This is a genomic window from Paraburkholderia sp. SUR17, assembly GCF_029536165.1.
In the GTDB taxonomy this organism is placed as follows: Bacteria; Pseudomonadota; Gammaproteobacteria; order Burkholderiales; family Burkholderiaceae; genus Paraburkholderia; species Paraburkholderia kururiensis.
Window position 1 is genome coordinate 2,596,388 of record NZ_CP120508.1, and the last position, 13,718, is coordinate 2,610,105.

A 13,718-nucleotide genomic window follows, 5' to 3' on the forward strand; every position below is an offset into this window, starting at 1 on the left:
CGCCTGTCGTACATGGCGGCTACGCCAGCGTCTCTTCCGGCTGATGCAGATGGGCCGCGGTGCGCCATTGCCGAAGCTCGTACACGGTGCCAGGCCGTGCCGACACTTTTCCACTGGTATCGGCAAGACGCCGGCTGAAACTGTGAATGGGCGTAGCACGGGGATCTACGAGCACTTCGATCACGCTTGGGCCATCGAAGGAAAACGCTGCGTCGAATGCATCGGCCAGCTCGGACGCCTCTTGCACCTTCAGGCCAAGCAGCCCCATGGCGCTGGCTGCCGCCGAGAAATCAGGCTTGCCGCCAAAAGAAAGATCGACCGACTGCCGCAACCCGGAGAAGAATAGTTCCTGCCACATCTGCAACCATCCCAGCGTGCCGTTGTTAAGAACAACGTTCACCACCTTGAGCCTGTTTTGCGCAAGCGTTGCGAGTTCGCCGACGGAGAACGAATGACCGCCGTCGCCTGCAACCGTGACGACATAACCGCCCCGCGAACGTTGCACTGCACCTGCGCCGATCGCGGCGGGAATGGAATAACCGAGACCGCCCTGCCCACGCGCGTACAGAAACTGCCGGCCGTTTGCTTCCGCCGGGATGTATTGCGCGATCCAGCCGGCAGACCAGCTCGCGTCGCTGATCACGACATCTGCCGACGTTAGACGTTTGCGGATTTCGTGCATCACGCGCTGCGGTTTGAGTGGCAACGTGTCCGTGATGGATTCGACCAGCAACCGGCTTTCATGCGCCTCTTTGCGGGTCGAGACGAAATCGAGCCAGTCCGCTTGCACGGTTGCCCCGGCATCAAGCAATGCCGCATGCAGATCCTCGATCGTGAGTCGAATGTCACCGCAGAGCGCCACGGTCGGCTCAAACGTGCGTCCATGCTCGGCGGGATCGGCGTCGATCGTGATGGTCGCCTGGCCGGCGAGCGGCAAGGTCCAGTTCATCGCCGTATTCTGACTCGCCTTACTGCCGCACCAGATCAGCAGATCGGCCTCCTTGATCAATTCGATGGCGGCCGCGGAACCCAGCGGATTGAGCACCCCCGCGCAATACGGCCGCGACTCCGGCACCGCGCCCTTACCCGACAGACTGGTCACGACGAGCGGCTGCAGCAGGTCGGTCAGCGAAGTGAGCGCATCGGACGCGTCCGAGCCATGCACGCCACCGCCGGCAATGATCGCGGGACGTCGTGCGCGTGCGATGAGCGCGGCGGCACTTTCGAGGTGTTCCTGCGGCGGACGGTATCGAACCGACGGCGCATATACACAGCGCGCTTCGACTGGCACATCGAGATTCTCGGGATAGGGCGCGTCCATCACGTCGTGCGGAACGATGATGACCACCGGCCCCGGTCGCGGCGACGTGGCAATGCGAAATGCACTACGCACAACATCGGGCAGCGCCGCCACGCTCGGCACGGTAAACGTGGCCTTGGTAATAGTATGAAAAAACGCCTGCTGGTCGAAGCCTTGCGAAGCCACGCCTTTGTGACGCAGCGTGACCCAGTCGAGCGGCAGTTCACCCACGATGGCGATCATCGGAATCGACGCGTTATAGGCTTCCACCAGTCCATCGGGCAGCTTGGTCGCGCCAGGACCTACCGTAACGTCGCACACACCAGGCTTGCCGGTGAGACGCGCGTAAGCGTCCGCCGCATAGGGCGCCGAGCGCTCGTCGCGCACGAGAATATGCTGGATGGCCGGCGAGAGCCGCGAAATGCCGTCGTGCAACGCCGTTGTCTGGCCGCCCGGCATGCCGAAGACATATTCAACGCCGTAGTCCAGCAGCATTTTTGCAAGAAGATCACCTACGTGTTTCATATGTAGTCCTATTGAAAATATAAAAACTGAATCGGTAATCGAGAAGATTGTCGATTCTGGTGTCGGTTTAAATCGCCCCGGCGGGGCTTACGGTTGATTCAGTGCGGCAAGCGCGTTGACATGTGCCTTGAAACGCTCGAACTTTTTCTCGTATACATCCTGCCAGTCGGGGCGCGGCACCACGCGCTGCGTGACATGAACCATGTTGTCGATCGCGTCGTGCCAGCCTTCGTATGCACCGATGCCGACAGCAGAGGCCATCACCGCACCGAGCGCACCCAGTTCGCTGCACCCGGTAATTTCAACAGGCAGACCGAGCACATCCGCGAAAATCTGCGCCCAGGGCGCACTGCGTGCAGCGCCGCCCGTCAGGCGAATCGAATCCACGGGTGCCACATCTCGCCCCGTGCGCAGTGCTTCAATATCCAGACGATGCGCAAATGCGATCCCTTCGAAGATGGCGCGAACGATATCCACTGAACTGTGCGCGGCTTCCAGTCCGATAAACCCCGCCGGCGCCCGGTTCGGGCCACCAAACAGAAACGGCATGAAGAGAATGTTGTTGGCCCTTTCCATGGCGCTTTGCACGCGGCTGCTTAGCGACTCGTAGATCGTGCGGCCCGAGTCTTCCGCGGCTGCGGCGACGACCGGTCCGAGCACCGATTTGCAGTACCACTCAAAATTGCTGGCCGACGTTGGGGAGCCCTCCGTCGCAAGATACAGCCCGTCAATGGGATAGGGGCTTTGCAGCAACGGCAGACCATCGAGCCGCGGCGACGCGTGCAGGGTCGAATTGATGCTGAACGTACCCGCCACCACGCTCATCTGGTTGGGCGCCTTCACGCCTGAAGCGAGCGCGGCGGCAACAACATCTACCACCCCGCGCACGACGGGGGTACCCTCCAGCAGCCCGGTCAGCCCCGCCGCGGTCGCCGTGACCTTGCCTGCAATTGCTGTGCTCGGCGCGATGTCGGGCAGCTTGTCGAACCACGAATCGATACCGAGCGAAGCGAAGAACTCGGGCTCGTAACGCTGCTGTACCACATTACTCAAACCTGCGATGCCGGCATCGGTCGGATCGGTGTCGAGTGTGTTGCAGAGTTTGCCGCGCAGGAAGTCTTTACAGAACAGAACGCGGTGCGTGCGTCGAACGACCTCCGGTTCGCACGCCGCGATCCAGCTCAACAGCGGCGCTGGTTGACCGCTCCACAGGCGCTGCTGCACGCGCTGCTCGCTGCTGGCAGCAACGCGATCGCGAACCCACCCGTCGATCACATCACGGGCGCGAGAATCGGTCGACATGATGCCGGGGCGCGTGGGGTTGCCGCGTTCGTCGACGAGATACAGGCCGGCGCCGTAACCCGAGGTGCTGACCGCTGCGATGTCCGCCGCAGCAACACCCGCATTCTCGAGCAGCGCACGGATCGCTTCGGCCGAGTCCTGCCACATTCTGTCGGCATCTCGCTCGGTGTGTCCCGGCGCTGAAAAACGTATCGGATTCCTACGCCTTTCGGCTCCGATTTCCCGGCCCTGAAGATCGAACAGGACCGCCTTCGTCATTGTATTGCCGGCGTCGAGGCCAACAAGATAGTGGGTCATCGCTGGTGTCTCCTTCCGCTCAACTTGTCGTTACAAGTTATCGGTTCAGTGGATTCTATATGCTTGCTTTTGCAAGTCAATCAAAACGCAGTGCAACAAATATAGGGGTTTTCACTGCGTATCGCTCCGATTCGACCACAACTAGCATAAGGCCAATTTCTATTTGTAATTACAGGTTGATCCACCTACGACCTTTGACTCCAGAGGAACCCTGATGAGATCCCGCGCTTCCGTTCTTTCGACTTTGCGAGCGAGTCCCACTGTCGATGTGTTGATTGTCGGTGCGGGGATCAATGGCATTGGCCTGTATCGCGATCTGGCCGCGCAAGGCGTGGGGGCCCTGCTGATCGATCAGGCCGACTTCTGCAGCGGCGCCAGTGCCGCACCTTCACGTCTTGTGCACGGCGGGCTGCGTTACCTCGAGACCGGTGAATTCGCACTGGTGCGCGAGTCCGTCGTGGAACGTAACCGTCTGCTGCACAACGCGCCGCATCTCGTCAAGCCGCTTGCCGTGTGGGTGCCGCTGCGTCAGCATTGGGCGGGCTTACTTAAAGCGCCCGCGCGGCTGCTGGGCTGGACAAGGGCACCCGGCGCCAAGGGCTCGCTCGTCACGAAGCTCGGACTCCTCGTGTATGACTGGTTTGGGCGCGGCAACCAGGCTACGCCGCGTCACAAGATGATCGGACGCAAGGACGTCCAGCGCCTCATGCCTGCGATGGATCGGTCTGTGCGGATGGCCGCGCAGTTTTACGATGCGCGTCTCTCGCATCCTGAACGCCTGGCACTCGAACTGATCAAAGATGCTGAAGCGGATTGCCCCGCTGCGCTGGCCATTTCGTATCTTTCGCTGGAAGGCGCGAAAGACGGCGTGATCACCCTGCGAGACCATGCGGGTAACCAGACGTTTACGGTGCGCGCGAAGCTCGTCGTGAATACGGCCGGACCGTGGGTAGATCGCGTGAACGATCGGTTCGGTATCCGAAGCGGCCTGATTGGCGGCACGCGCGGCTCGCATCTCGTTCTGCGGCACGCGGCGCTCGCCACACAGCTTGCCGGGCGCATGATCTACTTCGAAACGCCGGATCATCGAATCTGCCTCGCGTACGGTATCGGCAACGACAACGTGTTGCTCGGTACAACCGATATCAGCACGCAAGATCCCGACGACAACTGCTGCACGTCCGCCGAAGTGGACTATCTGTTTGACGCGCTCAAGTCGATCATGCCGCACATCGACGCGTCTCATGAGCACATCGTCTTTCAGTACGCGGGCATCCGCCCGCTTCCGCATGCCGACGAGCAGGTGACGGGATCCATTAGCCGCGATCACAGTGTGCATGCCTACGAGCCGGACGCGTCGCGCCCGTTCGCGGTGCTGGCCCTCGTTGGCGGCAAGTGGACCACTTACCGCGCATGCGCGGAGCAGATTGCCGACACGGTCCTTCTGCGCCTGCAACGCAAACGCCTGCGCAGTACGGGCGCATTGCCTGTCGGCGGCGGCGCAGACTGGCCATACAGCACCGAGGCACTCGACGCGCGTCTCAGCACATGGTCCAGGCATTACGGCCTCGCAGGCTCAGTGGTGCGAACGCTATGGGAGCGCTACGGTTGCGCGTGCGAGGCCGTGCTCGCATCGGTCGCGCAATATGACGGTGCGCCGGCGCCCGCGGCGCGCGGCTACTGGAAAGGGGAACTGCTGCATCTCATTCGCCACGGGCGCGTAATGCATCTCGACGACATCGTGCTGCGGCGTACGCTGCTCGCACTGGAAGGCCACTGCACATTCGAGACGCTTGGCGAAATCGCCGCCTGGATGGCTGGTGAGATGAACTGGGATGCCGAGCAGACCGAGGCGGAAATCGCCCGAACCGCCTCGCTGTTGCGCGAACGTCACGGTGTTAAGATACCGGGCAACGCTGCTGCGCTTCGCACACGACCGACTGCACCGCTCCAATGAAATCCGACGTCGCCTCCACGCCGCGGCCCGCCAACGACTCCGGCACCACGGCGCCTCGCGAGCCACTCTGGTCTCAAGTCAAACACGCCATCCTCAGCCTGATCCAGGACGAACGTCTGCCGGCCAACGCACCCCTGCCTTCAGAAAGCGATCTGTGTCAGCGCTTTAGCGTATCGCGTACTGTCGTGCGGGAAGCGATGAATCAGCTGGTCTACGAGCATGTGATTTACAAGCGCCAGGGTAAAGGAGCCTTCGTGGCGGGACGTCGAGAGAGCCAGGAGTTCGTCGGCTCGATCATCGGCTTCTCGGACGAATGGTTCGAGAAGCATCGCGCAGTAGACCGCCGTATTCTCCGGCAAGCCAGCACCTTTCCAGGCGCGCGCGCGCGCGAACTGCTGCAGTTGCCGGCAGGTGACGGTCCGGAGTCGCGCGTGGTGGAAGTCTCTCGTGTACTGAGCGTGGAAGGCATACCTCATATGCTCGTCACGATTTCGATTCCCGAGCATCTCGTGCCCGGTCTCGATCAGGTTCCGCTGCAAGCACGCTCGCTGTACGACGTGCTGCGTCGCCGGTACGGTTTGCATTTCCAGAGCGCCGACCGGTGGATAGAAGCGGTCACGACGACAGCGGAGAATGCACAGTTGCTCGAAGTGACTACGTCAACGCCGCTCATCGCGATTGAGTCGTGCGCGCACTCTGCTTCCGGCCAGCCGATCGAGTACTGGCAAGCCCTTTGCCGCACGGACGTGGCTTCGCTGCATTTCCAGATTCGTCGCTAGAAGGTGTTATGAACTTCCGGCCAGACCTGGTACCCTGGCGGGATGAAAGAACGCAGACCTTACCCAACGGATATATCGGATGATGAGTGGTACTTCGCCGCTCCGTACCTGACATTGATGAACCAGGATGCACCTCAGCGTCGTTACGAATTGCGCGAGATGTTCAACGCCTTGCACTGGATTCAGGCAGGCTGTTTCGAAGCGATGGTCAACGACCTGCGTTCCATTATCCGGGTGGCTCAGGACCGCCGGGGGCAGCCCAGTGCAATCATCCTCGATGGCCGCACGCTGCAGTCGACGTGCGAGAGCGGTCCACGCGCAGGCTATGACGGGTACAAGCGCAAAAAAGGCAGCAAGGTACACATGGCGGTGGACACATTTGGGCAACTGCTTGCGGTGCATGTGTCCAGTCGTGGTGCCACCAGCAATTATCGCTGCCGCGTCGGCCAGAGTTCGTGCGGCGATCACGCCACGCATTTGGTCCGCGACTTGGTTCCACCAGGTCAGGCCTTCCACATCGCTCGCCCGCGCGTCGATGGCCTTACGGTAAATTGCTTTGGCCCCGTCGAGCGTAACTTGCACGGCGTTTTCCTGTCTATCAGTAGTGGTACCGGCACGAAACGATATTGATTTGCGTACTCGCGACTTCGTAGACCAAGCGATTCGTTTCATCAATGCGGCGCGACCAAAAACCCGTCAGGTTTTCCTTCAGCGACTCGGGTTTGCCGATGCCTTCGAATGGGGAGCGCTGCATATCCTTGATGAGTTGATTGATGCGCTTCAACGTCCTTTTGTCCTGCCCCTGCCAGTAGACGTAATCGTCCCAGGCCTCGGCAGTCCACATGATGTTCAAAGCGCCGCTCATTCGCTGTCGTCGACCAACTTGCGGGGCTTGACCTTGCCCGCGCGTGACTGCGCGATAGAGCGCTCCAGATGAGCTACGTTTGCCGGGGAGCGCAGCAGATGGACCGTTTCCATCAAGCTATCGTAATGTTCCTGGGACATGACAACCGCATTGGGTGCGTCGCGGCGGGTAATGAGCGTTACGTCCACATCATCAACAACCTGGTCAATGACGCGCTTCAAATTGGCGCGGGCGTCGGTGAATGGGATGGTGCGCATACGTCCTCCTTCATGGCTAACCTGTACCGATACAGGTACAACTCTACCACGCCCGGGCCAACATGTACACATAATAGTACATGTTGGTCTGTCACTCTTTTCTTGCGCCACGCGAGTCAACCGGGTACGCAGATACGCGCCCCCGACGGCTGCGTCGCCGCACCTCACGTCGACGGCGTCTGGAGCCGTCTGAACCGCGTCCGCGCCTTCGTCGCGCGCGACGGGATCCGAGCCAGGTGCTGACCACGAGTTTGTCGTGGCCCGGAAGCAGCGTGTAGCGCACCGTAACCGAGCGAGACGACGAGCGTCGCCCAGGCGGCCAGCGAAGCGCGGTCCAACTACTGAGCCATGAACCCTTCGATCCTGCCGTTCCAGCGCGCCTGAAAGCGCAACCAGTCGCCGACGCCCGTCCGCACGAAATCGGGCAAGTAAGCTGTACCACCACGACAGAGCAGCCGGTGCGCTGTCGGGCTCCGCGGTGGTTGAAGCCGCGCCCGCCGGCTGGCCGAAAACGTCCAGCGCTTCGGGATGCGCGTGGACACAGGTCCCGCACAACACAGTCACGGCAAGCAGCGACACAAGCACCTAGGCAAGCACCGCGCGTCCGCGGCCGTGTACGCTGTCTCGCAGCATCCGGACGAAAGCAGCCTCGCGACGGGCGTACGCGCCACGAGGAACCGGGGGCAGGTCACTCAAGAACGCTCCCCGGTCGTCAGGCCGTCTGCAGCTCCCGCCCGATACGGTCGCGACTACGCTGGCCGCTGCTCTCCTGTGCGCTAGTCTTGCGGCCTGCGTCGTCGAACGCGTACAACCCGAAGTCGTACGCGTGGCACCGCCCGCTCCGCGTGCAGAGGCACCGCCTCCGCCTCGGCCGGGTTTTGTCTGGGAAGCGGGGCACTGGCGCTGGACCCACGGCGAATATATCTGGGAACCCGGTCATTGGAAGGAGGTGAGAGTCGGTTATCAGTGGGTGCCGGGTCACTGGGCCGCCCGTGGCCCGGGTTGGGTCTGGGTCGAAGGTCATTGGGCGTCGTGACGCTCAAAGGAATGCCAGCCAGCGTCGATCCGCCCTGGCGCGAAGACGTCCGGGCTAAACCCGCGAGGCCCTAGCCGGGCCGTCGGCACGAAACCGCTGAAGCCGGGAGAGGTATTTCAGTCGGCCAGCCTCTCCCACCCATGAATAACCGGGCTGGGCCCATCAAGGCTTCATAGCGTGAGGGCCAGCCATTTGCCGTCCGCGTAACGGATCAGCTTCGAATCGTCGAACCGCCACAAATGCAGCCAGCTTTGATCGACCAGCCGGCTGACTTCCTCGCGCGTGTTCAGTACACGGTCGATCGAGCGCTGGGGCGCGTCGATGATCACAGTCATTCGCAGCGGTTCATGCACCCATTGCTTCCCGTCGTGCACAGACTGGCGAGCTAACCCGACGCGAAGATCGCCGCCATTGCCCTCGAACACGCCAATCTTGCGGCCTACGACGTTGTGCAGAACCTTGTTGCCGCTGCCAAGATGCAACGGATCGCAGGTCGACGCGTGATACTGCCAGTTGATCCAGTGAGCCACGAGTAGCGGCCCCGTCATCAGTTGCTCGAGGAGCCGGCCGTCCGGGTCATGGTCCGCGTCGTAGTCGTGCAGAAAGCATCGTCCGTCCAGCACCGCGCCCTGCGTCCGACGGCGCGGTGCGATGACACAGGCGGCATTGCCGGCGAGGCCCCACTCAGGCCGCGTCTGCGCGCCATCGTTCGCACGGCGGCGGAGAAGCTTGCGCAACTCGCCGCTCCGCGTACGAGGATCAATTCCAAGACGCACCGCGCGCTCCCGACGCACCTGATCGCCGGCCTGGGCGAAGGCGGCCTCCACCCGGTCCCAGCGTTCAAGAGCGCTCGAGGGCAGCAGATCGAGGTCGAAGCCTTCGATCTCGTCGGTGGTCGTATTGTGCAGGGCGGCCACGAACACGGTCTCGTGCGGTATCACGATGCCGCTTTTTCTCAATCCCTCGCGAACCAGCGGGTCGTTGAGCAGTTGCGCAAGCGCGCGCGCGTTGACTTCGCCCGTCTGACCGCAGCACGCGCCGCAGTCCAGCGCGGCCGCGTGAGCGTTGTTGCTGCTTTGACTGCCATGCCCCACGAACACCACCATAGGCGCCAGATGGCGATCCAGTCCCATCGAGCGCAATACATGCGCTGCAAGGGCGACCCTGGCTTGGATGTCCAGACCCACGATGGTCGGCCGGCACACGCTCCGGTAACGCGCCGGCCGCCCGGCCAGTTCATCGCGCTCGCGCGAGCGCGCAGGCGGCAGGATCCACTGCGCGAGCTTGCCAAGATAACCGATGCCCGCTGACTCCACGAAGGAAAACGCGGCTGCGGGCCAGCGACCGAGCGATCGCCCCTGCTCCGCCAATGCGAATTGACGCCGCCTTGCGCGGCTCGCGCTTTCGTTCAGATGCGCCTCGTCGCACGCATCTGCGTCGCGGGGCGCCGTGATGCGATCCGTGATCGCGAGCGAGGGCGCCAGCAGTCCCGGCAGTTGCGGTCGAGCGGCCGACGTAGCCAGCGGGGTGTAGGCTGCTGGCAGTCCGAAAAAGCCGGCGAACCCGATGGTCTGCACCGCGGGCCAGACTGCCTCGATCGAGCGGCGCAGCGGTTCGCTGCGCACGTCGATGCAAAATGCCGCCTGCACTTCGATCGCGTGCCCCGGCAGATCAGCCAGACGCGCGCGAGGAACGGCGTGCAGCTTGCGCATGAGCTGGCGCTGATAGCCGGCCTCCAGCGCCATCTGCCAGACTTCGTCGATAACGAGCAGGTCTTCCGCGTGTTGCAGCAGCGAAGGCGCGCGGCTCCACTGCGCCTGCAGGGCCGCAAACGCCCGGGCGCCATGAGTCGCCCCTTTGCTTTCGAGCAGGATGGCGCCCCACGCAAGACGAATCGCCAGCAGGTCGCGCAGATGCGGATCGGTCTCGCTTGCGAGGCGTGCCTGCCAGCGCAGATAAGCGCACCACGAAGCCCAGCCGTTCACGGTCAGCAGAACCGCTTCCAGATAATCGACCCATACCGCGGGAGCCAAGCCCACGCGTTCGAGCACCCACCGTTCGGCTTCGCGGCGGTCGGCGGGAAGCTTGCCGAGCGACTTGCCCAATTCCGGAATGCCCATCAATGTGCCGATGCCGTGGTCGTGCGTCAGCGTGTCTCGCCAGAACGCGTAGAGCCCCTCGGATCGATCGGGCTGCCAGTCGGCCTGGTGTTCGTCGAAGTACGCGGCGCAGGTCTGGCTGACCTGATGTGTGATCGCCTGTCGCCATGACAGGCGGGTATGGCGCATGGGGTCGTCGTCCAGCACATCCAGCAGCAGCGGCAGCTGCGGTGGTGTCGAGCCGTCGCGCAGGGCGTCGATGCACTGTTTCGCGGTCAAGGCGCGGGCGCGCGCGGCAGGCAGCGACACCAACGCGTGGGACAGATCGGCATGCGTGATGCGCTCGCTCGTCCAGGCATCGGAAAAATAGCTGCGCGACGGAAACACCTGAATGCCGCCGAGAACGGCCATGCGGGCGGCAACCTGACGTACCCCGCGGTGGGTGCGCGCCCAGTGCGGATTGACGGCAATGGCGCGATCGAGCGGCCATACCGGGGCGATGGCTTGACATGCCTGCTCGCACGCCGCTTCGATGCGCGCGGCAAGCGCGTCTTCAGATGCGTGGGCAGCAACCGGATAGGCCGTCGCGGCTCCTTGCCGGGAAGCGCTCGTGAGGTTCTCGCACAGTGGTGGAACGTCCATTTCCATATCTTTTCCCCGCAATCGTTCACTCGGCAGTCATGGTTACGACCGGGCGCGTCATCGTCCGTTGGTCGATTCTGTTGGCCGCGGCCGGAACCCAGCGCGTGGGCCAGTACCGCAGGGCAAGGCGCGTATTGAACTCATCGATGTAGAACCCCGCATAGCTCCAGCGCCGCCAAGCGTGGAGCCATCCGGGGCGCACCTGCAAAATGACGAGGCACAGATACATGGCGACCATCCCCGCCAGCGCCAGAGCGCCCGCCGGTTCGTTAGGCGCGTCATGTATGCCGAGCGGCAGCGCATGAGCGATCGACGCGATGCCTGTCAGGCCAGCCGCCATCCCCCACGCCGCCACACTGGACCGCAAGACGGCCCATGCATCGCCTTCCGGGCTGGCCTGCACCCAGAACAGCGGCGCCCACGCCAGTGCGAGCACGCCGCTCCACCACCACGGCCAGGCGGTGTGCGGCACGCAGAGTTGAACGAGCGCGACACTGGAAACCGCGAGCGGCGGCGCGATCATCAAACTGGACTTCGAGAGCGGCGACTGACCGTGCATGGCCTGAAGTCTGGAGTCGCCTACCACCGTGGAGGTGGACAGGAACGCATGCGCCTTGTACAACGAGTGGCCAACCAGATGTAGCGCTGCCATGGCGTAGAGGCCCAGCCCGCACTCGAGCAGCATGAAGCCCATTTGCGCGACGGTCGACCACGCAAGACGGACCTTGACGCTCGTGCGGGTGAGCACGACCAGTCCTGCCAGCAGGGCTGTCGCGAGCCCAAAGACGACGAGCAGCCAGTGCGCCGCTGTCGCATGGTCCAGCAGCGGCGCAAAGCGGATGAGCACATAGCCGCCAAGGTTCACCACGCCCGCATGGAGCAGCGCGGAAACCGGCGTGGGGGACTCCATGACCTGAATCAGCCAGCCATGTACGGGCAGCAAGGCGGTTCTTAAGACGACGGCCAGTACGAGGCAAACCGCGCTGATCTGCAGCGGCCACGACCCACCGTTTTCGTGCACCAGGTGCTGCCACAACGCGGAGAACGAGCCGCTTCCCACGGTGCGCCAGGCGAGCGCGGCGGCGCAGAGCAGAAGTGCGTTGGCGAGCGTGTCGGCGATGCGCTTCTTGTGGGCAGCCAGCATCGCGAAGGGACGGTCGCGATAGAAACAGAGCAGGTGCTGCAATGCGGAGCCGGTCAACGACCACGACACGATCAACACCACCCAGTGGTTTGCGAGCAAGAGCGCGTGGACCGCGGCCAGTACTGCGGCGAGCGCAGCGATGTAACGCGATTGCCCCTGCTCGGCATCCAGATAACGCCCCGAGAACGCGCCGATCACGATGGCAAGCAGTTGAACCAGCAGGGCCATACAGGCGCCGAACGGCCCCACAGCGAGCCAGTCGGCAAGCGGATTCCACACGGCGTGCGGCGAGAAGAACTGCAGCGCCGCGGTGATCGCCGCAGGCAGCAGTGCGAATGCCGAGAGGACGTTGAATTGCTTCCAGTGCGAACCCGGCGTACGCCAGCCGGCAAATGAAGACAGGGCCGCCAACAGCATCAAACCAGGAGGCGCCAACGCGTACAGCAACGGCATCAGGCGAAGCATGTTCATGTTTAAGGCAGATTTCGAATCAGGTGGGGCGATGTTGCACGCATCTCGGCGTTCTGTAAAATTCATTGAATGAAACGAAACGATATATAAAATAGAATGATCGACCTCGAGCAACTCAACTTTCGTCACCTTTTCTACTTCTGGCGAGTCGCCAAGACGGGGAATCTGACGCGCGCCGCCGGCGCGCTGCACGTCTCCCAGTCGGCCTTGTCGGCGCAGATCCGGCAGCTCGAAGACCGGTTAGGCGAGCCGCTTTTCGAGCGCGAACGCAGGCGGCTGATCCCCACTCACACGGGGCAGCTCGTGCTGTCCTACGCGGAAGACATCTTCGGTCTGGGGCAAGAGATGCTCGGGCATCTTCACGGCCAACGGGACGGGATGGTTCGGATGCGCGTCGGCAGCGTCGCCACCATGTCGCGCAACTATCAGGAGAACTGGATCCGCCCGCTGCTGATGGACAGAAGCGTCGTGCTGACACTGGAGTCAGGCTTGCTGGAGGGGTTACTGGAGCGGCTCGTTCAACACAAGCTCGACGTCGTGCTGGCGAATCAGGCCGTGCCGTCCGATCCCGACCGTCCTCTGTACTCGCGCTTTCTGGGGAGTCAGGCGATTTCGCTGGTGGGGCCCGCCGCGAAATGGGCCGATCGCACGCTGCGCGTTCCAGACGACCTCGATGGAATGGACATCGCCCTACCCGGTCCGCGGCACGCGTTCAGAGCCCAATTCGATGCGCTGTGCCTTTCCGCGAACGCCAAACCCCGGGTGCGCGCCGAAGTGGACGATATGGCCATGCTTCGCCTGCTCGCGCGCGATAGCGGCTGGCTGGCGGTGTTGCCCGAAGTCGTCGTGCAGGACGAACTGCGCTTCGGCAGCCTCGTAAAGGTGGGGCAATCGGCAGAGTTGCAGGAACACTTCTATGCCATCACCACCTCGCGCCGACAACGCATCGAATGGCTGGATCAGTTGCTTGAGAGCGAAACCTCAGCGGAAAAATAGCTGCGAGCCGCGCATGCTCCATGCCAAGAAGCGAAGGCCACCCGCCAA

General features: G+C 62.9%; 10 protein-coding genes and 1 pseudogene. 5 read left to right on the forward strand and 6 right to left on the reverse strand.

Annotated features, from left to right (window positions below; all coding sequences use genetic code 11):
• Positions 1 to 19 precede the first annotated feature (19 nt).
• The gene (locus P2869_RS11330) at positions 20 to 1,825 is read right to left on the reverse strand and encodes a thiamine pyrophosphate-binding protein (protein WP_346833727.1); all 1,806 of its coding nucleotides are present in this window, start codon (positions 1,823 to 1,825) and stop codon (positions 20 to 22) included.
• Between the two features lie 87 nt (positions 1,826 to 1,912).
• The gene (locus P2869_RS11335; RefSeq protein ID WP_277596512.1) at positions 1,913 to 3,424 is read right to left on the reverse strand and encodes an FGGY-family carbohydrate kinase; all 1,512 of its coding nucleotides are present in this window, start codon (positions 3,422 to 3,424) and stop codon (positions 1,913 to 1,915) included.
• 214 nt (positions 3,425 to 3,638) lie between these two features.
• Between P2869_RS11335 and P2869_RS11340 the strand changes: the two genes are divergently transcribed.
• From P2869_RS11340 to P2869_RS11350, 3 genes and pseudogenes are all read left to right on the forward strand, one after another.
• Positions 3,639 to 5,381 (forward strand): glycerol-3-phosphate dehydrogenase/oxidase, encoded by a 1,743-nt coding sequence (locus P2869_RS11340; protein ID WP_277596513.1) that lies wholly within the window; start codon positions 3,639 to 3,641, stop codon positions 5,379 to 5,381.
• Positions 5,378 to 6,160, forward strand: coding sequence for a GntR family transcriptional regulator (locus P2869_RS11345; protein WP_277596514.1), 783 nt, complete (start codon positions 5,378 to 5,380; stop codon positions 6,158 to 6,160). The genes P2869_RS11340 and P2869_RS11345 overlap by 4 nt, the downstream gene beginning before the upstream one ends.
• Positions 6,161 to 6,202: 42 nt before the next feature.
• A pseudogene (locus P2869_RS11350) lies at positions 6,203 to 6,568 on the forward strand (transposase); the annotation flags it as partial.
• A 190-nt stretch (positions 6,569 to 6,758) separates the two neighbouring features.
• Here P2869_RS11350 and P2869_RS11355 read toward each other — a convergent pair.
• Positions 6,759 to 7,025 carry a Txe/YoeB family addiction module toxin gene (locus tag P2869_RS11355; RefSeq protein ID WP_042303647.1) on the reverse strand — a complete coding sequence of 89 codons (267 nt, stop codon included), beginning with the start codon at positions 7,023 to 7,025 and terminating at the stop codon, positions 6,759 to 6,761.
• Positions 7,022 to 7,282: a type II toxin-antitoxin system prevent-host-death family antitoxin gene (locus tag P2869_RS11360; protein WP_042303648.1), complete on the reverse strand. Its 261-nt coding sequence runs from the start codon at positions 7,280 to 7,282 to the stop codon at positions 7,022 to 7,024. The genes P2869_RS11355 and P2869_RS11360 overlap by 4 nt, the downstream gene beginning before the upstream one ends.
• Positions 7,283 to 8,051: 769 nt before the next feature.
• On the opposite strand from P2869_RS11360, the gene P2869_RS11365 reads away from it, so the two are divergent.
• Positions 8,052 to 8,318 carry a hypothetical protein gene (locus tag P2869_RS11365; protein ID WP_277598120.1) on the forward strand — a complete coding sequence of 89 codons (267 nt, stop codon included), beginning with the start codon at positions 8,052 to 8,054 and terminating at the stop codon, positions 8,316 to 8,318.
• A 170-nt stretch (positions 8,319 to 8,488) separates the two neighbouring features.
• Here P2869_RS11365 and P2869_RS11370 read toward each other — a convergent pair whose 3' ends face one another.
• Together P2869_RS11370 and P2869_RS11375 are read right to left on the reverse strand one after the other, a co-directional pair.
• Positions 8,489 to 11,059 carry a DUF2309 domain-containing protein gene (locus tag P2869_RS11370; protein ID WP_277596515.1) on the reverse strand — a complete coding sequence of 857 codons (2,571 nt, stop codon included), beginning with the start codon at positions 11,057 to 11,059 and terminating at the stop codon, positions 8,489 to 8,491.
• 25 nt (positions 11,060 to 11,084) lie between these two features.
• The gene (locus P2869_RS11375; RefSeq protein WP_277598121.1) at positions 11,085 to 12,674 is read right to left on the reverse strand and encodes an NADH-quinone oxidoreductase subunit L; all 1,590 of its coding nucleotides are present in this window, start codon (positions 12,672 to 12,674) and stop codon (positions 11,085 to 11,087) included.
• A gap of 99 nt (positions 12,675 to 12,773) precedes the next feature.
• Between P2869_RS11375 and P2869_RS11380 the strand changes: the two genes are divergently transcribed.
• The gene (locus P2869_RS11380; RefSeq protein ID WP_277598122.1) at positions 12,774 to 13,670 is read left to right on the forward strand and encodes a LysR family transcriptional regulator; all 897 of its coding nucleotides are present in this window, start codon (positions 12,774 to 12,776) and stop codon (positions 13,668 to 13,670) included.
• The last annotated feature ends 48 nt before the right edge of the window (positions 13,671 to 13,718 follow it).

Bases quoted from the DNA above. Each gene is read 5' to 3' on its own strand.
- P2869_RS11330 (WP_346833727.1), bottom strand. From the start codon at position 1,825: ATGAAACACGTAGGTGATCTTCTTGCAAAAATGCTGCTGGACTACGGC.
- P2869_RS11335 (WP_277596512.1), bottom strand. From the start codon at position 3,424: ATGACCCACTATCTTGTTGGCCTCGACGCCGGCAATACAATGACGAAG.
- P2869_RS11340 (WP_277596513.1), top strand. From the start codon at position 3,639: ATGAGATCCCGCGCTTCCGTTCTTTCGACTTTGCGAGCGAGTCCCACT.
- P2869_RS11345 (WP_277596514.1), top strand. From the start codon at position 5,378: ATGAAATCCGACGTCGCCTCCACGCCGCGGCCCGCCAACGACTCCGGC.
- P2869_RS11355 (WP_042303647.1), bottom strand. From the start codon at position 7,025: ATGAGCGGCGCTTTGAACATCATGTGGACTGCCGAGGCCTGGGACGAT.
- P2869_RS11360 (WP_042303648.1), bottom strand. From the start codon at position 7,282: ATGCGCACCATCCCATTCACCGACGCCCGCGCCAATTTGAAGCGCGTC.
- P2869_RS11370 (WP_277596515.1), bottom strand. From the start codon at position 11,059: ATGGACGTTCCACCACTGTGCGAGAACCTCACGAGCGCTTCCCGGCAA.
- P2869_RS11375 (WP_277598121.1), bottom strand. From the start codon at position 12,674: ATGAACATGCTTCGCCTGATGCCGTTGCTGTACGCGTTGGCGCCTCCT.